9 protein-coding genes are annotated in these 22,508 nt (G+C 36.0%); all 9 read right to left on the reverse strand.

The annotated features are described in order from the left end of the window. Positions 1 to 18 precede the first annotated feature (18 nt). Positions 19 to 3,285 carry a SusC/RagA family TonB-linked outer membrane protein gene (locus tag HNP25_RS11750; protein ID WP_184134363.1) on the reverse strand — a complete coding sequence of 1,089 codons (3,267 nt, stop codon included), beginning with the start codon at positions 3,283 to 3,285 and terminating at the stop codon, positions 19 to 21. 432 nt (positions 3,286 to 3,717) lie between these two features. Beyond that, the gene (locus tag HNP25_RS11755; protein WP_184134364.1) at positions 3,718 to 4,833 is read right to left on the reverse strand and encodes a FecR family protein; all 1,116 of its coding nucleotides are present in this window, start codon (positions 4,831 to 4,833) and stop codon (positions 3,718 to 3,720) included. A 115-nt stretch (positions 4,834 to 4,948) separates the two neighbouring features. Next, entirely contained in the window at positions 4,949 to 5,548 is a 600-nt protein-coding gene (locus HNP25_RS11760) for an RNA polymerase sigma factor (RefSeq protein WP_184134366.1), read from the reverse strand. A gap of 322 nt (positions 5,549 to 5,870) precedes the next feature. Then, entirely contained in the window at positions 5,871 to 7,901 is a 2,031-nt protein-coding gene (locus HNP25_RS11765) for an aceric acid hydrolase (RefSeq protein WP_229202844.1), read from the reverse strand. A 28-nt stretch (positions 7,902 to 7,929) separates the two neighbouring features. Then, entirely contained in the window at positions 7,930 to 11,223 is a 3,294-nt protein-coding gene (locus HNP25_RS11770; protein ID WP_184134367.1) for a glycoside hydrolase family 2 TIM barrel-domain containing protein, read from the reverse strand. Positions 11,224 to 11,262: 39 nt separating this feature from the next. After that, the gene (locus HNP25_RS11775; protein ID WP_184134369.1) at positions 11,263 to 12,336 is read right to left on the reverse strand and encodes a mandelate racemase/muconate lactonizing enzyme family protein; all 1,074 of its coding nucleotides are present in this window, start codon (positions 12,334 to 12,336) and stop codon (positions 11,263 to 11,265) included. Between the two features lie 392 nt (positions 12,337 to 12,728). After that, positions 12,729 to 16,238 (reverse strand): glycosyl hydrolase, encoded by a 3,510-nt coding sequence (locus HNP25_RS11780; RefSeq protein ID WP_184134370.1) that lies wholly within the window; start codon positions 16,236 to 16,238, stop codon positions 12,729 to 12,731. Continuing rightward, complete coding sequence (galB, locus tag HNP25_RS11785; protein WP_184134371.1) at positions 16,235 to 18,643, reverse strand: beta-galactosidase GalB; 2,409 nt, start codon at positions 18,641 to 18,643, stop codon at positions 16,235 to 16,237. The genes HNP25_RS11780 and galB overlap by 4 nt, the downstream gene beginning before the upstream one ends. Before the next feature lie 11 nt (positions 18,644 to 18,654). Beyond that, positions 18,655 to 21,414, reverse strand: a complete 2,760-nt coding sequence (locus tag HNP25_RS11790) for a family 78 glycoside hydrolase catalytic domain (protein WP_184134372.1) — start codon at positions 21,412 to 21,414, stop codon at positions 18,655 to 18,657. Positions 21,415 to 22,508: the final 1,094 nt, after the last annotated feature.

Consider the following 22,508-nt stretch of genomic DNA (forward strand, 5'->3'; position numbering starts at 1 on the left):
TACAATTTTTTAAAGTTCTTAGAATCCAATATTTACACCAAAAGTGAACGTCTTAGTTCTGAAATATGAAGTACGTTGATCAATACCTGGTGCTAGTGGCGTACCAGTAGTTCCTCCTTCGTTATAATGTACTTCAGGATCTACGCCTGTATAGCCAGAAATAACAAATAGATTTTGTCCAGAAGCATAAAATCTAATTTTCTTGAAAGCCGATTTCTTACTCAAGTTTACATTGTAACCCAAAGTAATGTTATCAAGCTTTACAAAATCTGCTTTTTCTACGTAATAGCTATTCCAAGATTCTCCTTGTTTCAGGTTAGGCAAATAGTATTTCGTTCTTACAGGGTTATAGTTATTGGATGCCGCTGGACTTTCATAATAAGCTCTGTTGATGTTCACCAAACTATGACCAAATGCACCACGGATTAAGAAATTCAAATCAAAATTTTTGTATTCAAGACTGTTGTTCCAAGCTAATTCAAATTTAGGCAAACCATTTCCGACTACTAAATAATCTGCTCTGGTGATTTGTCCATCACCATTTTGGTCTTTGATAATTCTGCCACCTTTATCATTTACCCCTTCAAAAATTGGTGCCATAATATCTCCTATTTTCTCTCCTTCTTTCAAACGAACGACTAGAGTACCGTTCAAACCCGGAGGGCCTAGATTGGCTAAGAATATCTCAGATTGCTTTCCATCAAAACTTACTAATTTGGTATTATAAGTAGAATAAACCAAACCTGTATTATACACCAAACCTTTGATTGCCTTTGGCATTACAGCATAGTTTAGTCCTACTTCCAAACCATTACTTTTTAATTTACCGATGTTCAATAACGACGTTCCGAAGAAATTTGGGGGAACAGAAACACTTACTGTTTGCAAAACATCTTTGGTATTACGAACATAATAATCAACCGAACCCGTCAAACGATTGTCAATCAAACCGAAGTCTAAACCAATGTTAGTTTCTGCTTTTTGCTCCCATTTCAAATCTGGATTTGGGTTTGAAGCCACTGCAACACTTGGCACGAAATTTCCTTCAAACAAGAATCTTGGTCCAGTTCCCAAACGTTGTAAATACTCATAATTTTGGTTTGGCAAAGCACCTGTTACACCGTAACCAGCTCTTAGTTTAAGCGTTGTTAATGCTGAAATCTTCAAGGCTTTCAATAAATCTGCCCCGCCACTTACTGAATAAAAACTCCCCCATCTGTGATTAGGTCCAAATTTAGAAGAACCTTCATGTCTGATGGCAGCCGATAAGAAGTAACTATCTTTATAATTCAACATGGCTCTACCAAAGAAAGCCACTAATCTTGATTCTTCTTTTGCACTGCTAATTCCAGCTAATTTATTGGCAATATCAAGTCCTAAACCTAAGTTATTGTACAATAAATCATCAGTAATGAAATTTCCGTTTGCGGCATACACATTTTCAAAAGATAACATTTGTCTTGAATAACCACCCACAACATTTACTTTCAAATCGTTAAAAGTCTTTTTGTAAGAAGTAGTCATTTCAAACAATTCGTTATTACCATCTTGCGAGAATTTCGTCGCTAAACCGCCTCTACCACTTGCCGCTCCGTATCGCATTTTTGAACTTAAATACGTAGAAGCCATATTGTTATCAATCTGATTAGAATAGAAAGCACCAATATTCCAGCCATCTAATACTTCAAAATCTGCACGAATACTTCCTACCAATGTCTTGATTTTCCCTTCCGAAGTGGCTTCTTTAGCAATGGCTACAGGATTATGAAATTCTGGACTGTTTGGTTCTAAATATCCTTTGGCGGGGTCATTATCGATATACACAGGAGCAGTAGGATTGGCAATAATCGCAAAACGAAGTCCATCAGTAAAACCATAACTCGCATTACGATTGGTTACCCCAACGTTGAAAGATAAAGTCAAACGGTCGTTGATGGCTCTTTGTGTCAAGTTCAAACGAGCGTTAATTTGTTTGAAGCCTGTTCCGATATAAATACCTTCAACGTTTCTGTAGTTGATAGAGCCTGTATAACTTGTTGAACCAGCAGAATTTGAAAACGATAAATTATGTACATTCGAGATACCTTTTCTTGTTACTAAATCTAACCAGTTTGTTTTAGAGCCAAGGTCTTGTCCACCCGCTTCAACAAATTGTTCTGGTGTTGAATTTTGAACAAATCTTGCTACTTCTTCGCTAGAAACATAAGTATTGTATTCTACACTTGCTTTGCCATCTGTCGTTCCTCTTTTTGTCGTTACTATAATTACACCAGATGAACCTCTTGTGCCATAAATTGCTGCCGCAGAAGCATCTTTTAGTACTTCAATAGATTTAATATCATTTGGGTCTAAAGCATTTAGTGAACCACCAATTACTCCGTCGATGACAATTAAAGGCTGAGAGTTCGCTCCAAAAGTAGAAAGCCCTCTTAATCTGATACTAAAATCTTCATTAGGGTTACCGCCTGGTCTTACAATTGATAAACCTGCTACTTTTCCTTGTAATAATTGTGCAGGATTATTTACGTTTCCTCTATTGAAATTTTTTGCATCAATTTTTGCGACAGAACTGGTTAATTCTTTTCTTTCAACCGTACCATAACCAATTACCACTACTTCATTCAATTGTGTATTGTCATCTTCAAGTACAATATTGAATACTTTTTGTGAGCCGACAGTTGCCTGAAAAGGTTTATAACCAACCGAAGTAAATACCAAAATTGATTTTTCATTTTTTACAGCAATCGAATATTTACCGCTTGCATCCGAAACTACCCCGTTTCCTGTACCATCTTCTCTAATGCTTACACCTGGAACTGCCTCACCTTTACTGTTAGTAACCGTTCCAGTTACTTCCGTCAAAATGATAGCGTTTTCTGTTGTATTATCAGCGGGGTCTTCGTTTTTTGGCGACTCAGAAACTTCGTTTGAACTTAATAAAATTCTCTTTTTACTAACTTCATAGCTAATTTTGAGAGGCAAAAGAAGCCTATCTAATACTTCAGAAAGTTTCTCGTTTCTCGCCGAAAACGATACTTTCCTCTTTGCCTGAATGACTTCGGCACTATACATAAACTTGACATCCGTCAGTTTTTCTACCTGTGTTAAAATTGTTTTGATATCTCGGTTCTCAATAGTCAAAGAAATTTGCTGATTGAGTACCTCCTGTGCATGAGAATCCCGAGCGAAAACAAAGCTCGTGAATAAAACAACCATGCAAATTTGAATCAACGTCACCTTCATAATTCCCAATAGTAATCGTTGTAAATTGTGCTTTTTTTTCATACTTTTGACTGTTTTGTACGGTTTTTAGACATATCTGGACAAAATATTCCCCTGAGGTTTTGTGCAAAAAAACCTCGAAATTAAAATCCGTTTTTGGGGAGACGTAATGGAATGGAGTCGGTAGTGGTGCAAACACTATCGGCTTTTTCAATAAAAGTAAACTTATGTTTTCATAATTAATTTGGGTTTATGGTTAGTATTTATTAAATGGTAATTCAAGTAATTCAGGTCTAAAAACAGCAAAAAATACAATAACGCTTTTTTTATACGTTTTATCAATTTTCAAAAAGCACACTCCAACATCAATTCTTAAATCTTAGCTACCTTACCTAAAGTCATCAAGTCTTAAATCTTGCGTCTTGTATCTTGCTTCTTTCCTCTTACTTCTTTCTCCTAAAGTCCTCCAGTCCAAAATCCTAAAGTCTAAGTAAGCTACTTCTTACAACTCTTCACATTCATCACAATTTGTCCATCAATCATTTCATAATTTCCGTGGATAATTTTGCTAATGAGATTGAGCTTTTCAATCAAAGGCTCGTCCGATAAACTAGCCGTAAGTGTGCAATTAGCTACTTGGTTTTCGTCAACAACAATTTTAATACCGTAAGCTTTCTCCAATTTTTCAAAAACATCCATCAAAGGCGTTTCGTCAAAAGTAAAATCATTTTCTGAAAGCACAGGATTGATAATGGCTGGACTATCCACCAATTTCTTCTCAAATTTTGCTGTTTCTTTCAAATACTCCACTTTCTGATTCGCCGTAATGATTACTCCACGAACAGCGGGATTGGTATTATCTTTTAATTTTTGCCATTCATTATTTTCAAAGACTGATACTTTCCCTGTTTTTACCAAAACTTGCATTTTATTATCTCCTTTTGGTGCGCTGATGGTAAAGCTTGTCCCTAATACTTTAACAACCAATTCATTAAAATGAACAATAAAGGGATGATCTGGATTTCGAACAACATCAAAAAAAGCTTCTCCTACTAAATTTACTTCTCTTAATTCCTTACCAAATTTTTCTGGATAACTTACAGAACTATTAGGTTCAAGGGTTACTTTAGACCCATCTGGCAAAAGCACATACATACTTTCCGTTCCTTTATTTACTTTTTCTATTTGATCAGACGATTGGTCGTTGATAAACAACTCAGAAAGTAAACTATTTACGCTTTGCTCACGCTTAGGCAATAAAAACCACATCAAGCCAACAATCAAACAAACAGATGCCGCAGCGACAAACCAATCTAAAACGCTAAATTTCTTTGCTGGTACAACATCCTCAATATTTAAGTTTTTTTCTTCCGCTTTTTTCCAAAAATCTTGTATTCTATCCTCTACATATTCCTCAGAAATTTCAGGTTGCATGTTGTGAATATTCAATAAATACATCCTCGCCTTTTCTAATTCATGACGATTACTTGGGCTATTTGATAACCAAAGCAACAAATCATCATTAGCGTCGAGTTCTTTGTTGAATACCCAAGCCCTAAATGCTTGATGATTCACAAAGTCTATTGCCTTGAAATTATCATAATTATTCATATAAAAATCAAAATTTGAACTCTTTTACTTAGATTAGAAAAATGAAGGACTGAGATACTCGTTTTTTGACAAAAAAAACGAAAAATAATTACACAAAAATTCAATATATTGATAATCAATCTATTAAACTCAATAAAAATATTGAAGCTAACCAGTTATTTCTGAGAATAACGATGCTTTGTTGGAGAAGATTTGAAACCGATTGCTTGTTAATATCCATAATAACAGAGATTTCCTCGTGGCTGAGGTTCTCATAATATCGCAAATACAAGGCTTCTTTCTGACGCTTGGTCAGTAATTTGAAGTATTCATTAAATTTAGAAAGTAGTTCATTTAAATCATCTTCTTGCATAAGCATGAATTCGATGTTTTCAAACTCAATCATTTGCTCGTCATCTTGTTCAAGAAAATCTGTCGATAAATTACTTTTATTGACGGCTCTGATTAAATTATTCCGAAGGGCTTTGAACAAATAGTTTTTTACAGAAGCAGGCGTAGAAAGATAGGCTTTGCGTTCTAATAATTCTAAAAATAAATCCTGAATAGTATCTTCAATCAACGATTTATTCTTGGTGAATTTTGTACCATACTGCAAAAGAGAGCGAAAATATCTTCTCATCAATTCGCTCAGTGCATCTCCATCACCATTTTTGAAATTAAGCCATAAAAGGCTATCAGAAGCTTGCTCTCTTGTATGTAATGTTACAATTTTCATATTCAAATGATTCTCGGATGCTTAAACACAAAGAGCATCTGCAAATACATACAAATGCTACGTTGGGTTTTACATTGAAAAGTTTAAATGTGTTTAATTGACACAAAACTATAAGTTTTTTTCTTATAATAATACTTTTATCCAAAAATATATTTGTATAATTAAATATAAAATAGGATTATATTCAGAAATGTGTTGAAATCATCTGAATTGTTCATCCTTAACACTTTATTTTCTTGTAAATTGTGTTCCGTAAAACTCCAAAAAGTAATATTGCTTATTCACAAAAATTGCAGTATTCTTTTATTTTTTCCATCAAAGTCTATCGACTAATGGGAATCCATACTTCCATTTCTGAGTGTCCACGGTTACTCCAAGCATAATATGGAATTAATCGTACTTTCGTTGAAACGGGCGTTTGTGCTGATACTTCTCTGTATAATTTATTTGACCAAGTACTTGTGTCAACGATTTTTGCTTCGCCATCTAAGGCTGTAATCGGACTGTTTTCAATCGTCATACTACTGATTTTCCATTTGCTTTTTGGTGAAATGGAGAGTGTATTTAATTTCACGTTGGCATTGTCAACCGATTCCAAACAATATACAATTGGGCCTCTTTTTACGGCTATTTGGTTTCTGATTTCCTCTGCTAATGGATTGGCTTCAATCATTTTCACCGTCATTGGCAATACAATTTCGATTTTATCAGCAAGCGACCATTTTCTATTTAATTCAACATAATTGCCTTTTTCAATTTTTCCTGTAAATAATTTTCCGTTGATTTTGATAATAGCTCCTTTACTCCATTCTGGAATTCTTACAAAAACTGAAAAAGGATTTTTAGCTACTTCTTTCCATTCAATGCTGATGTTACCATCCCAAGGATAATTCGTTTTTTGCACCAAACTGATTTTTGAACCATCTTTCAAGGAAGTAGAAAGCGTATTGGCACCGTACAAGTTCAACCATAAACCTTTGTCGGAAACACTGTAGGCATAAGTATTGACTTGGGCGATGGTTCTAACCGTATTTGGTGGACAGCAATTTGATTTACTGATATATTTTTGCCTGCCACCCATCCAACGTAATTGGTAAGGATAATCATCAGAAGCACTTAAAGGATTGGTATAAAAAAACTTATCGCCATCTAAACTAATGCCCGACAAAATACTGTTGTACAAAGCCAATTCCATTACATCTGCATACTTGGCTTCGCCCGTAATTTGTAGCATTCGCCAATTCCATAATAAATTTCCGATGTTCGCACAGGTTTCGTTATGAGCAGAATGATTGGGTAATTGATACGATTTTCCGTAAGATTGATGCACTTTTTGAACGGTATCAGGTTTGTAAGAAGTACCTTCTGGCGAAACACCATCGTATAAAGCCCCACAACCACCAGTAATGTACATTTTATGATTAATGACATCGTCCCACATTAAATCTAAGGTTGATAATAAAGTACTGTCGCCTGTTTCTGCAAAAATATCGGCTGCACCTGCAAACAAGTAATTCGCTCGCACGGCATGACCAACTACTTTTTTCATTTGGCGGAACGGTACTCTGTCTGAATTATCATCTGTTCCTTCTGAAAGCCCACGAATATTAATAAGTCGCTTTGCTAAAGCCAAATATTTCGGTTCGGAAGTAGTTCTGTACATTTCAATAATACCCATGTAATGCGATGGACAAATGGCATTTCTTGCTTGCTCTGGACTTGCATTATTGTAAAATTCAATCAGAAAATCAGTCGCTTTTTTGGCAATATTCAGTAACGAAGTTTTGCCTGTTACTCTATAATGTACGCAGGCGGCCGTCATTAAATGTCCGAAATTATAAGCTTCAAAACTTAGCTTATCATCAAACATCTTTTGTTCACCTGTTTTCTTTTGTTGGATAATTGCCTTTGTATAAATATAACCATCTGGCTTTTGGGCTTTGCCAATTACTTCGATAGCATGATCCATCAATTCATCCAATTTTTTATCTTTCGTAGAAGCGTACATACTTGCTACGGCTTCCAAGGTTTTATAAAAATCGCCATCATGAAAAGAAGGGCCTTTGAAAGCACCATTCTCTAAGCCAGCAGCAATCTCGAAATTTTTAAAAGAATGACTCAAATTTGCATCCGTATAGTTTTTCCATATAGTAGGAACCATCGAAGAACGACAGACAGAAAAGCGGTCTGCCCAAAAGCCAGAAGTCCAGGTTACATCACCAAAATCTATGCTTTGTAATTTGGCATTTGGACTTTTTGAGGTATTAACCAAGCCTTTATTTTGGGCTTGCGAATGATTCAGAGAAAGTATTAGCAAACAAAATACTCCTATTTGTTTCATGAATGTTTTCATATTTTTCTTCAACTTTGAGACTATCTTTTTAAAACTTGAGTGCTTTTACTTTGGCACTAATCGACTCTTTTCCAGCAATATATGGCGAAATGTAAAAGCTGTATTGATACGGTTGGGCTTTGATTTGGTATTGTTCTAAAGGTGCAGCTACATCGCTCCAACTATCATTTCCGCCCACTCCCATTTGTCTTAAATCAATATTGAGATTGATAAAACCAGCATCTCTTAGTTTATAAGTATGTTTAGCCGTTTCAATATTTTGGTCGGTATAAGGTCTGGCACTCATGCTCAGCAAACTATCTGCCATCACCAATAAGCCTTCTTGTTTTTTATTCGACAAGTACATCCAACGTACATCTGTTCTGTTTCCATTTTCTTGCGGAACGACATAAGGCTCCATAAAATCTTGAATATTTTGCTGATAAATCCCTATATCAAAACCGTAAGCACGGTCAACATAATTTTCTAATTCGCCTTTTCCGTACCAAGTAATGTTGTCAAAAGTTCTTTCAATACCACATTGCATTCCTACTTTTGGCATATTAGGCAAAGTAAAAGATGGCTTAAAATTGTAATGAACTTTAATAACGCCATCGCCATTGATGCTATAATTTACTTGTACAATAGCACTATCATTCACCAAAGAGTAATTTGTACTGATTTGAATAATTCCTTTTGAAATTGTTTTGGCGACACAACTTTTCAGTTTTAAATCAACATTATACCACTGCTTTAATTTTCGCTGTGCTTTCCAACCACGACGGTCGTTGTCTGTTAGCGGGCGACTAAATTTTGGCAATAGTGGACTAAAAATTTGTTCTTTCCCTTTAAAAAGATATGAACTTAAAGCCCCATTTGATTGATTAATCTTGATTTGAAAACCCTTTCCTTTAATGGCAAAAACAGTACTTTCTTCCGACAACGCTAAAGCTGGAAATGTTTTGTTGAATGACTCATTTTGAGAAAATCCCGTCAAAGCAAATTGATTAGATGCTACTTCAAAACCTTTTTCAGCCCAAGCTTCATTTTTTGAAAGTACTACATGCAATTCAGCCAAAAACTCTGTATTTACCTTGAATTTTGGCAAATAAGGTACTAAACTAAAGAGCGTATCTTTTCCTGCTTGCAAGTTCATTTTGGGCAATTCTTTGCTGGAAATTACTTTTCCATCTTCCAAAATCTTTATAAAAATGGTATAGTCGCCCAAAGATTTGGTGGCATGACGATTTGAAATTCTAATCGTTGCCGTTTCAGCATTTTCTAAAGTACTTTCTATGCCTTGAAATACTCTTTTGCATTCGTACATCGCAGCTTTGGCTCTGCCATCAGAAGCGACTACTCCTTTTATCGTGAAATTATCAAAGTATTTTTCGCCAAAATCTCCACCATAAGCATAGAAATCTTTGGCTGATTCTGTATCTTTTTTCAATAAACCTTGGTCTTTAAATTCCCAAATACAGCCTCCAATTACTCTTTTTGTTTTTCGGAATAAATCCCAAAATTCTTTCAAATTTCCTGCACTGTTTCCCATCGCATGGGCATATTCACAAAAGAAAATAGGTCTGTTATCGCCATTTGGCTGATTTGCCAATAATTCAGGTGTGTACATGGCAGGATACATTCTGCTGACAATATCCACATAATATTGATCTAACGGATTTTGAATACGATGCGAATGGTCGTTTGGTTTTAAATATTTCGGGTCTTTATTGTCCATGTAGCCTTCCATGTTCGGACTTCCCATCGCTGGTTCGTAATGAACAGGACGAGTAATATCAAAATCATGAATCCAAGCCGCCATTGCCGCATGGTTTGGCCCACGACCAGCTTCATTGCCCAAACTCCAAAAAATAATAGAAGGATGATTTTTATCTCGCAAAGCCATTCGGTTACTTCGCTCCAAATAGGCACCCGTCCAAGCGGCATCATTACTTAGTTTAGAACCTAAACCGTGCGTTTCAAGATTGGCTTCATCAATCACCAAAATGCCAAATTCATCGCATAAATCATATAAATATGGATCACTTGGATAATGGCTGGTGCGAATACAATTAAAATTAAAGCGTTTTATTGTAAGAATATCTTGCAGAATATCTTCCCGAGAAAGAGCTTTCCCTTTAGTTGGATGATGGTCTGGGCGATTAACGCCATATAAATACGTTACTTTACCGTTGATTAAGAGTTTACTGTTTTCTTTGGAAAATTCAATGGAACGAAATCCTAATTTACAGCTTTTAGCTTCCAACAAATTACCGACACTATCTTCCAAAGAAAGTACCAAAGTGTATAGATTTGGAATTTCATCGCTCCATTTTTCAGGATTTTTTACCTGAATTTCTAATAAGCCAAACTTGGTATTATCTAATCGTGGATAGATTTCGTTGATGATTGATTCTACACTTTTTTCTAGTGGTTTTTCCAAAACCGGCTGATTATTTTTATCAAATAGTTGTGCTTTTAGCTGATAACCGACAACTTCTTTCCCTGTTAAATTCTCCATTCTTGGACGAATACTCAACAAGGCATCTTTGTAATCTTTATCCAATTTGGTTTGATAGAAGAAATCCGCAATTCTCAATTTCGGTTCTGCATGAAGAAATACTTCTCGATGAATACCACTTAAACGCCATTGGTCTTGGTCTTCCAGAAATGAACCATCACTCCAACGAATCACCCAAACCGATAAAACATTTTCTCCTTCTTGTAAATAAGGAGTAATGTTGAATTCAGAAGAAAGAAAACTATCTTCGGCATAACCCACAAATTTTCCATTCAACCAAACTTTATAAGCCGAACTTACTCCTCCAAAATGTAAAGTAACGTTACTTTCTTTCCAATTAGCTGGCACAGAAAATGAACGCTGATAACAGCCCACGCCATTATAATCTTTAGGAACAAAAGGAGGATTTACGGGCCTGAACGGATAAACTGCACTTTTATAAATCGGTTTATCATACCCTTGCATTTCCCAGTTAGCAGGTACAGGAATTTTCTTCCATCCTGTTACTTTACTTTTATAAAAATCTTTTGGTGCATCGGCAGGTTTTAGAGCAAAACTAAAATCCCATTCGCCATTTAAAGAAAGATAACGATTCGATTTTTCACGATTCCCTTGCAAAGCACTTTGTACATTATCAAAAGAATAAGCAGTAGCTCTGGAAGCATCACGGTTGATTCCGCTGACGGTTGGGTCTTCATAAGGTTCTGTCTGATAAATACTTGGTGCATTCGGAACAGCAGCGGGCGTTTTATCGACCAACTGAGCCTTTATTCCGAACGGAATCAGACTTGTGAAAAATAATAAATACTTTAATTTCTTCATTGTATAAATGCTAAAAACTTGTGTGTGAATGACTGAAAATTAAATCGCTGTCAGACATTCATCTTTGAATGAAAAGCCCCAACCTGCACGGTCGTGTGGTTTTGCCATACCATTCTGAATTTGTAAAGGATGGTCAATCAGTGGGTCAATCCAATCGAATGACTCCGCTCCTACTCCATTTGAAATCGTGCAAAGCAATGGAATATCATAATCTTTATAATAATGTGGCAACACTGGAATGTTGAAACTTCCAGCCAAAGCGGCACTATTTCGCCAAGCTTCTACACCACCCAAACGTAAAATATCGGGCTGCCAAATATCGATGGCGTTTCTTTGTAATAATTCTCTCAAGGGTAAAGTGGAGTATTCTCTTTCGCCCATTGCCAAAGAAATTCCCGCTTGCGTTCTTAATAATTGATAACCTTCAAAATCTGTATGGTCGATTGGCTCTTCAAACCATTGGATATTCAATGCTCTGGCGGCTCTTGCCAAAGCCAAGGCATTCGGCACATTCATTCCTTGGTTGGCATCCATCATGATATTGATGTCGTTCCCTACGGCTTCACGTACTAATTTTAGGCGTTCTAAATCTTCTTGCCAATCGGGTTTACCTACTTTTATTTTTACCGCTTTGAAACCTCTAGCTTTATAATTACTTACTTCGTCAATCAATTCTTCGGTACTGTACGAAATCCAACCACCACTTCCATAAATAGGCACTTCGGTTCTCGAGGAACCCAAAACTTTCCAAATCGGCTGGTTCAAAATTTTGCACCAAGCATCCCACATCGCAATATTATAAGCAGCTTGTGCCCAACGATTTATGCCTTCCAAGCCAAAATACTCGTTGGCATGATTAAGCTTTTCAAAAACTTTTACCGTATCAAAAACTTGTTCGCCAATCAGCATTTCACCCACATCTTTCAAAGCACCTGCAATGGCTCGTGGACTGTATTGAAAGCTCAGCAGATAGGATTCTCCAATGATTCCATGAGTGGTTTCGATTCTTAGTACTAAAAAAGAGATTTCCGTCAGGGTATGTGTAGCGTCTGAAATAGGTTTTGCAAGTTTAGCTTTCGCCGAAAAAACTGCATATTTTTTGATAGCGTACATATTAAAAGGGTTTTGATAAAAAACCAAAATTAATAGTAATATACCTGTATTATATATAACATTTTCACAAGATATTGTAGGATATTTGCATTGAGAGGCTTTACTCATTTTCTGGTTAAAATGAGTAAAAAGAAAAATGAACGTTATTGAATTATGGTTAATAGAGGGAATAAGGAAAGTAATATATTGCTTAATTAGAAAAATATGTTTAAGTCAAAAAAGGAGAACATTCTTTTGCAAGACCTTACTTTTCTTGTCTTGATACAAGAAAAGTAACCGCAGCGGCGGCCGCAAAAGAAAATCAAGAAATTCCGAATCGCATCGGCGAACCGACTCGCTTCGCTCAAACAGCGGAATTTCTAAAATTGCTGACGCACATAATTTGTAAAGACTCAATTTTCTTCACTTTGTAAAAGCTTTACTGGACCAATTAAGCCTGATTCGTATAGAGTTTTTGTGTCTAAATATTTCATCGGAGCAGTTGTTTTTGTTGTCCTTTGATTTTCTGGTAAAAGCATATCGCCAATTAAACGATTTGCCCAAGTATTGGTCACTTCTATGCTAAGTCCGTTTTTACCCAATTTTAATGCTTTGCTGATGTCCACTCGGTAAGGTGCTGTCCAGACAATTCCGCAAGTAATTCCATTTACTTTTACTTCGGCAAGATTGGCTACTTTACCTAAATCCAACCAAACTTCTTGATTTTTCTTGGGTAAAGTACGTACTTCAAAACTTTGGTGATAATTAGCCGTACCTGCATAGTAGCGAATCAAAGACTCTGTATTTAATGACCAATCGCTTAGCTTTTCAAAAATTTTTGTAACTTTTTGATTCGTCTTTGAATGTTCAAAATCTACTTTCCAAGCTTTATCTAACGTTTGGATGGTTTTAAATTCTTGCCAGTTTTTTGCTTTGTCGGTATTTACTTTAGCTTTGATAACTTTTGAAAAGTTGTCTTTAAAAATCACAAAAACAGAAGCATTGGCTTCTAATTTCAATGTTAAAACCGTTCTCCCATTTTCAACTTTCCATGATGTTGGCGAAAAGGTTTTATCGCTCACCGCATCGTACAATTGAATACTTTTCCCATTGGCTCTTAAAGAAAAATGCAATACTCTTTCCGTGTTTTGCTGATTAGCAAGAAAGTACAATGCTAAATCTGGTGCTTTTCTGTGTGTCCAAGCAATTCCTTTGGCATAATTTCCTTGTTCATCTTTCACAATCACATCTTGTTCAATGCCCAATTTCGCCAAAGTACTGGCTTCAAAAGGACTTTTTACTACTTTCCCCTTACCAACATTTTTATAGAAAATTTTGTCAGCACCATCCATCATTACTTCAAAATTTCCTTCCCAACATTGTTTCGCAAAGTTTTCAAGTGCTTTACTACTTTTTGTTCCTTCTTCAAATTCTGGTTTGTCGCCAATAATCAGTGTTGCACCATCTTTCACTAATGCCAGTAATTTTTCAGCCGTTTGTGCCGACATTGTATTGGCATTGGGAGTCATTGCATGTTTTTTGGTTAAAATTAAGGCACTGTAACTGCTACCATCGCTAAAAATCACTTTCCCATTTTTTACTTTGGCGGTATTCAATAAAGCATCGGGATTGAAAGAATCATAAGCATAACCACGTAAAGCATTTACCCAATTTTCTGGATCAGCCATATTGGCTGAATGTGTTACACTTGTAGGAATTTGTCTTAAAGGCTGTCCTTCGTTTTTCAATCGTTTTACTTCTTGCTCCACTACTTCTTTTCCAAAAAGCCCCGTTAAAGTTGGTACTAATCTATCTGGCAAAACTGAACGTCTTGGAATTTCATCTCCAATAAAAACGGCTAAATCTGTTACAGGAAAGCCTTTTTGTAATAAAGACTGGCAACGTTGTGCGTAATCAACCCAAGCTTTTCCAGCTTTCCACCAAGTTTGGTCTCGTTGAAAATATAAGCCTACACCGTCTAAAGTCATTCCAGGTTTTCTGTCTAACCAAGGATTGTGCATGAAAACATGATACACTAATTTATTGATTCCCAAAGCATAATTTCGGTCTTGAAGCGTTTTCAACATGGCTGGGTGTTCGTTCCAAGCCATTCGTAAAGTAGTAAATGCTTCTGCTTGAATGATGGATTTTCCATAAATATGTCCTGCCGAAATAGCATCCAACATATCATTTGGTTTGTCATGCGTCGGGCTATTCAACCAAAATTCTCCCATTGGCACATCGACTAATTTATAATGTGCTAATCCATCACTCGTCATGGTTGGTGCTACACTTTCAGCCGTGAATTTTACGCCATTTACTTTCGCTAAATCGGATAAGGTTATATAAAAAGTATCGACAACTAATTCTGAAACTGTTTGACGAAAATCGTATAAAAATTTCTCTGAAAACTCCGCATTTTCAACAGGAATTCCTGCAACGATTGGTAAATAAGGCAACAAATCATAGCCTCTTCTTTTCCTAAACTCTTCTCTGAAAACTGGCGACCAATTCTGACTTCCACATTCCCAACTATCCACATGAAAGACCTTTAACGATTTTTTACTCAGATCTGAACCAAGCTGACGTTGAGCTTCGCCAAACCATTTATCGAATTGTAATTTAATGGCTTCGGGATTAAATTTATCACACTCCAGTCCTTTTCCAGCACCACCAGTTGCATTAGTATGCCCCGTAGAAGTATGTCCGATTCTAAGAATTGTCCATGAACCCGCTGGAACATCCCAAGTCAATCGACCATCAGCCCTCACTTTGTCCGAAATATTAATAATTTTTTGTTGAGGAACACAAATGCTATCTGCCAATTGCTCGGTTGTTGAAGCCTTACTGATTCGCCAAACTTGAGCCGACTTTCCTTCAAATTGATGAATAACAGGTTCAGCCGACAGTTCTATACCAATGGTTTTAAAACTTGGTTTCCATTTAGCTGCATCTAAATCTTCTGCACCCGGTTCTGTTCCAGTTTTATCATACACAAATCGAAAATACTTGGCGGTAGTTGGAGCAATAGCGTGTGTGATGTCGGCATCTGTGTCTTGCCAGCCATGTCTTGGAGGTGATAACCTGCCAATTGAACGATAGTTTTTGCCATCATCACTTACTTCAATCAATAAACGTTGAGCTTGATAATTGTTTCCTCCCGTTTTTACAACGACCGTTCTGCAAGTAAATGGCTTTTCAAAAGCGTACTGAATCCAGCAAGGTTCATCACTTTTAAAACCTTCTTTATTGCCTTCTTTTACCAAAAACTGTGGGTTTACATTGGCTTTGTTGGAAGTCACTACTGGAACAATCGTTTTGGTAGATTGCCCTGTTCCTGTCAAAGAAGGGAAAGCATAAACGGCAATATCTTGATAAAAATTTTCATTCTTTTCAGGCTGAGGCAATTGAATATCAACGTGTTGATTTCCTTTGATATTTAGTTTAGATGAAACAACTTTTTGCATGGAAAGTGCTGGCGTAATCCAAGGTCCACCCGCCAACGCAAAACCATCACTTACGTGCATGCCCATTTCTAGGTTTAGTCGAGCGGCTTCGCTCATTGCGTGTTTCACCATTTCCCACCAAAGCGGACTAAGTTGTTCAACCACAGGCGTAAAAATTGGCGGATTCGTCGCTCCTTTTATCGGCATTAAGTAAGCACCACCGATGCCTGCTTTTTTCATGGCTTCCAAATCTGCCGTAATGCCTTCTTTAGAAACAGCTGCTTGCATCCAATACCAAAATACCCATGGTTTTGAATCTTTAATACTCGCTTCAGTTTGGGGAATAATGGTACTTAAACCTGTTTTAGTTTGTGCTAAAGAAAGGTTTTTATTGACAATAAAAAACGTAAAAATCAGGACAAAAAGCCTTCTGAAAAGGGCTTCCCATCTATTAATTTGAAAATTCTCTTTGCTCATTTTGTAGTTTCTATCATAATCGTGTCCGACTGTAAACCTTCTGCACTGGCTTTCAGCGTAATCTTTCCTACTTTTTCAGAAGCCTGAACAATCGCCAGACAAAGTCCATTGAATGCTCTTCGATAATTTGCTTTAAAGGGTTCTAAACTTGCTTGATAACCATTATCCACGCCCGCTATTGAACCTACTCCTTCTAAACTAAAATTCACTAAATGATTAGCTTCTGGCACTACATTTCCATTTTCATCAACAATACTTACTTTGATAAAAGATAAATCTTCACCATTGGCTTTGATACTTTGGCGGTCAGCTGATAATTTTATTTTAAAGGCTTTACCAGCCGTTTTTACTTCTTCTGTCAATACGATTTTTCCATTTTTTCTTGAAACAGCTTTTAAAGTACCTGCTTCGTAATTGACTGACCATTTTACATGAAAATCATTGACGCCTTTTTTTCGAATGCCTAAAGATTTATCATTTAAAAACAGTTCTACTTCATCCGCTTGCGAATAATATGCCCAAACTTCTACCGTTTTGCCTTTTTCCCAATTCCAATGTGGCAATAAATGAAGAACAGGTTTTTCAGTCCACTCACTTTGATACATATAATAAACATCTTTCGGGAAGCCCGCTAAATCTACAATGCCAAAATAGGAACTGCGTGCTGGCCAAGGATATGGATGTGGCTCGCCTAAATAATCAAAACCCGTCCAGACATAAGTACCTGCAATGTAAGGTGCATTTTTTACTGCTTTCCAAGCTTCTTCGTGCGTCGTTCCCCAATAAGCGGCTACCTTATCATAAGCTGAGGTCGTCCAATCGGCATTTCTGGTTTGTGTTTTTATATCTCTTGATGAAAATTGAATATTTTCTTGAGGCATTTCATAATGTCCTCTAGACTCCAAAGCCGAAGCAGTTTCAGAAGCAATAAATTTTTGATTGGGGAAATTTTTGAGGAAATCGGTGTAGCCTTCATGTTTATAATTAAAGCCAAGTAAATCCAAGGCTCCCGACTGAAAAATGAAATTTTTATCAGGAACATTTTCGGTTAAGGCAGACGTAACCAAACGAGTATTATCTAATTTCTTGACGATTTGAGCAAGCTCTTTGGTAATAGGAATACCAGTACTGTCAAATTGTTCTCTGATTTCATTTCCGATACTCCACATAAAAATCGAAGGATGATTTCGGTCTCTTCTGATAAAATCTTCCAAATCTTTTTGATGCCAAGCTGTCCAATCTGAAGAGTAATCTTTTTTAGATTTTCTTTTTTTCCACATATCAAAAGCCTCGTCCATGACGATAAAGCCCATTTTATCACATAAATCTAGAAATTCTGGCGCAGGAGGATTATGAGCTGTGCGGATGCCATTACAGCCCATCGCTTTTAAAATCTCTAGCTGTCGTTCCATCGCTCGTACATTCACAGCAGCACCCAAAGCACCTAAATCGTGGTGCATACAAACGCCTTGAATTTTGATTGGTTTTCCATTCAATGAAAAACCCTTTTCTGTTTCAAAATTGAAAAAACGAATTCCTAGCGTACTTTCATAAACATCTACTTCTTGATTCTGCTGAAAAACTTTGGTAATTACTTTGTATAAATATGGTTTCTCAATCGACCACAATTGAGGTTTTTTGATTTTCAACAGTTGAAAATACTTTCCAGTGCTATCTTTTAAAGATAGGTTTTTAGTCAATTCGCTAACGATTACCTTTCCTTCCGAATCGACAATAATGTTTTGAATATCAACAACTTGATTTCTTTTTGTACGATTTAACAAATTTACTTCAACCTTTATTTCAGCTTCTTCTTCACTTAATTGGGGTGTGGTCGCAAAAACGCCCCATTGGTCGATGGCAATTTTTGAAGTAATAAGCAAACGTACATTTCTATAAATTCCAGAACCTGTGTACCAACGAGAATTTGGTTGTTCTGAATTATCAACTTTTACGGCAATGACATTTTTTTCTTTCCCAAATTTTAAAAATTTCGATAATTCATAACGGAAAGAAGTATAACCACTTGGGCGTTTTCCTAAATAATGTCCATTAATCCAAACTTCGCTATTACGATATACGCCATCAAATTCTATCCAAACTACTTTATTTTGAGCAGTCGCTGGTGATGAAAAACTTTTTCTGTACCATGCCAAACCAGTGGGCAAAGCTCCACCTTGTGTCGTTGATAAATGTTGTTCGCTAAATTGCCCTTCAATGCTCCAATCGTGCGGAAGATTCAGTACTTGCCAATTCGCATCATTGAACTGATTCGTAATTGCCTTTTCACTATTTTCAAATGAAAACTTCCAAGATTTATTGAAATTGATGATTTCTCTACTTTTCTGTTGAGCAAAACCATCAATTGAAATGGTAATCAATAATAATATATAAAAGATTTTCATGAGATGAATGCTTAATTTTCGACCATAAAATGATAATTTCCTGAACCGATTGCCACGATTGATTTACCATTTTCAACTTTTAGTGGTTTAATATTTTTATTGGCAATAAGTTCTTTAATACTATCATTCGCTTTTGAAGGCAAATAAATTTTGGCAGAAGTATTGACTGGAATACTTACTTCTAATTCAAAAGTATTTGCGTTCTTTTTCCATTCCGATTGAATTTTCCCAAAAGGTGAATCATAGTAACCTTTGGCAAAAGTAAGGTCGCCCACTACTTGTGGTTTGATTTCAATCTGTTTAAAAGCCTGTGAATGTTCAGGCTGTTTAATGCCTAAAACGCCCCCATAAAACCATTCCATTAAATGCCCCAACATAAAATGATTGTTTGAAACCGTTGGAAGTGCTTGCCAAGATTCCGTCAGTGCCGTAGCACCTTTGGCTAATTGATAACCATAACCCGGCACATCTGAGCGATTGTTCATGTCAAAAATCACATCCGAACGACCAGCATCTTCTAATACTCTTAGCACATAACGATAGCCAATATCGCCAGCGGTTAGGCTATTATTTCTTCCTTTTATTTCTTGAATTAAGTTTTCAATGACAACTTCCTTATATTCAGGTTCAACCAATTTCATGTAAACAGCCATCGCATTGGCGGTCTGGCTACCAGTAGCATATTGTTTGGTTTCTGGATTGAAAAAGGTTTTATTGAAAGCATTTTTTACTTCACTAGATAAAGTCTTGAACTGCTTTGCATCTTCCTTCTTGCCTAAAATATTGGCGATTTTTTCCATAATGGTTAAATCATAATAGAAAATTGCCGTACCTGTTACGCCCATTGGCGTTAATTGCGAAACACCTGGTGGTTTTGGTCCAAGGTCGTACCAATCGCCTAAACCTTGTGATAGAATGTTATTTTTACCTTTTGTAATCATATAATCCACATAGCGTTTCATCATTGGATAACTTTCTTCCAGTTCTCTTTTTTCGCCATACCATTCGTATAAATACCAAGGCACGATGATTCCGCTACTTCCCCATTCGGGAGAATCTCTAAACATATCGCCTCCCCATTCAAATTTTACATATTCTGGAGCAATTTCTGGAATGAGTCCTTCGGCAGTTTGCGAATACTTCATATCCTGAATACCTTTTTTGAATAAATTTTGAGCTTGATAATTGTATCTCACCGAACTTCCCATTAAATGAAGCTCTTCTAACCAACCCAATTTTTCACGATGCGGGCAATCTGTAAAAACAGAAACCATATTACTCTTGATGCCCCAATCAATCAACTCTTTGGTTTTGTTGAACAATTCATTGGAACTGCTAAAATCGCCAGCGGTTTCTGCTGCATTGCGGATATGTAAACCTTTTAAATCAAGTAAAGTGGCTTTATTCAGTGAATTTTCTTCGCCTTGTGGCACAGCACCTTTTACTTCTAAATACCTGAAACCATAATATGAAAATCTTGGTTGCCAAGTTTCAATGCCATCTCCTTTCAGAATATATTCAAAATAATAGGGACTTCCAGAAGCTTTTTGATTGGTAGAACCGTCTGCTTTCAACAATTCGGCAGGAATAACACGCACGGTGTCGCCCATTTTTCCTTTTACTTTCAATTGAATAATGCCCGAAGCATTTTGTCCTAAATCATAAACCCAATTGCCATAAGTAAGCTTATTAATACTTTTTGCCGAAAAATTATCGAAGACTTTTATGGGGTCTTGCGTTTGGGCTACAAGCTCAATATCACCATCCACAATCATGGCTGGTTTCCACGATTGGTCATTGAAGGTGGGCGTATCCCATCCTTTTTGCTCTAAATTGGCATTATAATTTTCACCTCCATAAATACTTGAAAAAGTAATTGGACTTGGTGACATTTTCCAAGAATTATCACTTAAAATCGTAGCTTTAGAACCATCTGAATATTCTAAAGCTAATCGGCAAATCATTTTTGGATAACCAAAAGTCACTTTCAACTTTCTGTAACGTTCTTTTACAGGTGGAATATAATAAAAGCCATTTCCCAACATCACGCCTACCACATTATCTCCTTTTTGAATTTGCTTTGTCAAATCAAAAGTTACGTATTGTGCTTGTTTATCGTATTTCGTCCAGCCAGCATCTAAAAAATGGTCGCCTACTTTTTTACCGTTTAAACTCATTTCAAAATGTCCTAAACCTGCAATAAACATCGTCGCCTTTTTTACTGTTTTTGAAGTTTTAAAGCTTTTTCTGAAAATGGGTAAAATATTATTGCCTTGTACTTTGTCCTTTTTGCCATCCGTCGGTAAAGTATTGACCAAAGTATCAGCTAATTTTTCATAAGTAATCCAATTCGCACCTTTCCAATCGGCTTTGCTCAATAAGCCCATTTGCCAGCTATTTACTTTACTCCAAGCTGTTGTGTGTTGATGATTATCCCAGATTTTTACTTTCCAAAAATAGGTTTTGGTGGCTAACAAATACTTTCCTTCATACTTTACTTGGATAGAATTATCGGATAATATTTTGCCTGAATTCCAAACATTACCTTGGTTTTTTGCCAACGCTTCTGGACTATCAGCCACTAAAATTTGATAAGCACTTTGTAAAACATTTCTTTGCGAAGATTGAATCTGCCAACTTAAGTTTGGAGTATTCGTTTGAACGCCAAGCGGATTCAAGCGATATTCACAACGCAAATGACTGATTTGCAAATCTTGAGCGATTGTTTTGAAAGAAAACAAACAGCAAAGAATGAATACAATTTTTTTCATATAAAAGGTAAGTTGACGGCTGAGATTAATAAGATTGCTTTTCTATTTTATGTTAACTTTTAGGAATAGATTTTACTGTTTACAAAGGTAATAATAGCTAAAAGTACATATTTGTACCATTTTCTCAATGTATTATACAATTTTATCTTTAAACTACCGTGAAGTATTGTACAATTTGTGCATGTGGTATTTTTACATAAATCTTGAGATAGCCTTAAAAAAAGTCTGCAAATACACAGTTTATGGCTATGCGTTTGCAGACTTTTTTATGAAAAATAACTCTTCAGACAATCAACCAACTATTTCGTTGAAGTACTGGAAATGATTAATGTTTTTGATACTTATCTATTTTACCTAAACATTCCTTGATAATTAATTTCGGTAATGTTATTTAATAACTGATTTGAATTTTTGAGATTCACGAAAAAAAATTGAAACCATCATTACTACCATTCATAAATGCAAGTGTTGTTCGAGTGATAATATCGTCTTAAACGGTAAAAATAAATTAGGTTCACAAACTTACAAATGTAAAGACTGCGGTTGCTGTCGGGTTCTATTTTCTGTAAAAAAGACTAAAAATATTGACCTTGATGCTCTATCAAGAACCTATGAAGAGCGAAATAGCCTTCGCTCCACAGGTCATATTTTTGGTATAAGCTACTTTACTGTTTACAATTGATTAAAAAAAGCCAAGTCATTAAATCATTTTAAGACAACGATTATACCAACACAAAATAATGAAGCTATTTTAGAAGTTGACGAGATATTTCATTTTGTACTACTAAAAGTAAATCAAAGACAAATTGTTTCGGTGACGCCCAGTGATTCTTTATTGGCGATGGTAGTATGGGAACTTTGCAAGCTACTATGGCGAAAATTACCTTACAAATATTTGAAATGTAATAGTTTTAGCGATTTTGGGAAATCATATAACTGTATTCCTAGTGAAACGCATGTCAAAGTCGGAAAAGAAACTGGCAAAACCGCTCATATTGAGAAATTAAGTAACACCATTAGACAACGCTTCAGCCGTTTCGTAAGAAAAATACTATCATTTTTTTAAAAAAGAGTATATGCTCAACCTTCATTTT

Source organism: Arcicella rosea (assembly GCF_014204325.1).
Taxonomy (GTDB): Bacteria; Bacteroidota; Bacteroidia; order Cytophagales; family Spirosomataceae; genus Arcicella; species Arcicella rosea_A.

Excerpts from the sequence above, each read along its gene's own strand:
- HNP25_RS11750 (WP_184134363.1), bottom strand. The coding sequence starts at position 3,285 with ATGAAAAAAAAGCACAATTTACAACGATTACTATTGGGAATTATGAAG.
- HNP25_RS11755 (WP_184134364.1), bottom strand. The coding sequence starts at position 4,833 with ATGAATAATTATGATAATTTCAAGGCAATAGACTTTGTGAATCATCAA.
- HNP25_RS11760 (WP_184134366.1), bottom strand. The coding sequence starts at position 5,548 with ATGAAAATTGTAACATTACATACAAGAGAGCAAGCTTCTGATAGCCTT.
- HNP25_RS11765 (WP_229202844.1), bottom strand. The coding sequence starts at position 7,901 with ATGAAAACATTCATGAAACAAATAGGAGTATTTTGTTTGCTAATACTT.
- HNP25_RS11770 (WP_184134367.1), bottom strand. The coding sequence starts at position 11,223 with ATGAAGAAATTAAAGTATTTATTATTTTTCACAAGTCTGATTCCGTTC.
- HNP25_RS11775 (WP_184134369.1), bottom strand. The coding sequence starts at position 12,336 with ATGTACGCTATCAAAAAATATGCAGTTTTTTCGGCGAAAGCTAAACTT.
- HNP25_RS11780 (WP_184134370.1), bottom strand. The coding sequence starts at position 16,238 with ATGAGCAAAGAGAATTTTCAAATTAATAGATGGGAAGCCCTTTTCAGA.
- galB (WP_184134371.1), bottom strand. The coding sequence starts at position 18,643 with ATGAAAATCTTTTATATATTATTATTGATTACCATTTCAATTGATGGT.
- HNP25_RS11790 (WP_184134372.1), bottom strand. The coding sequence starts at position 21,414 with ATGAAAAAAATTGTATTCATTCTTTGCTGTTTGTTTTCTTTCAAAACA.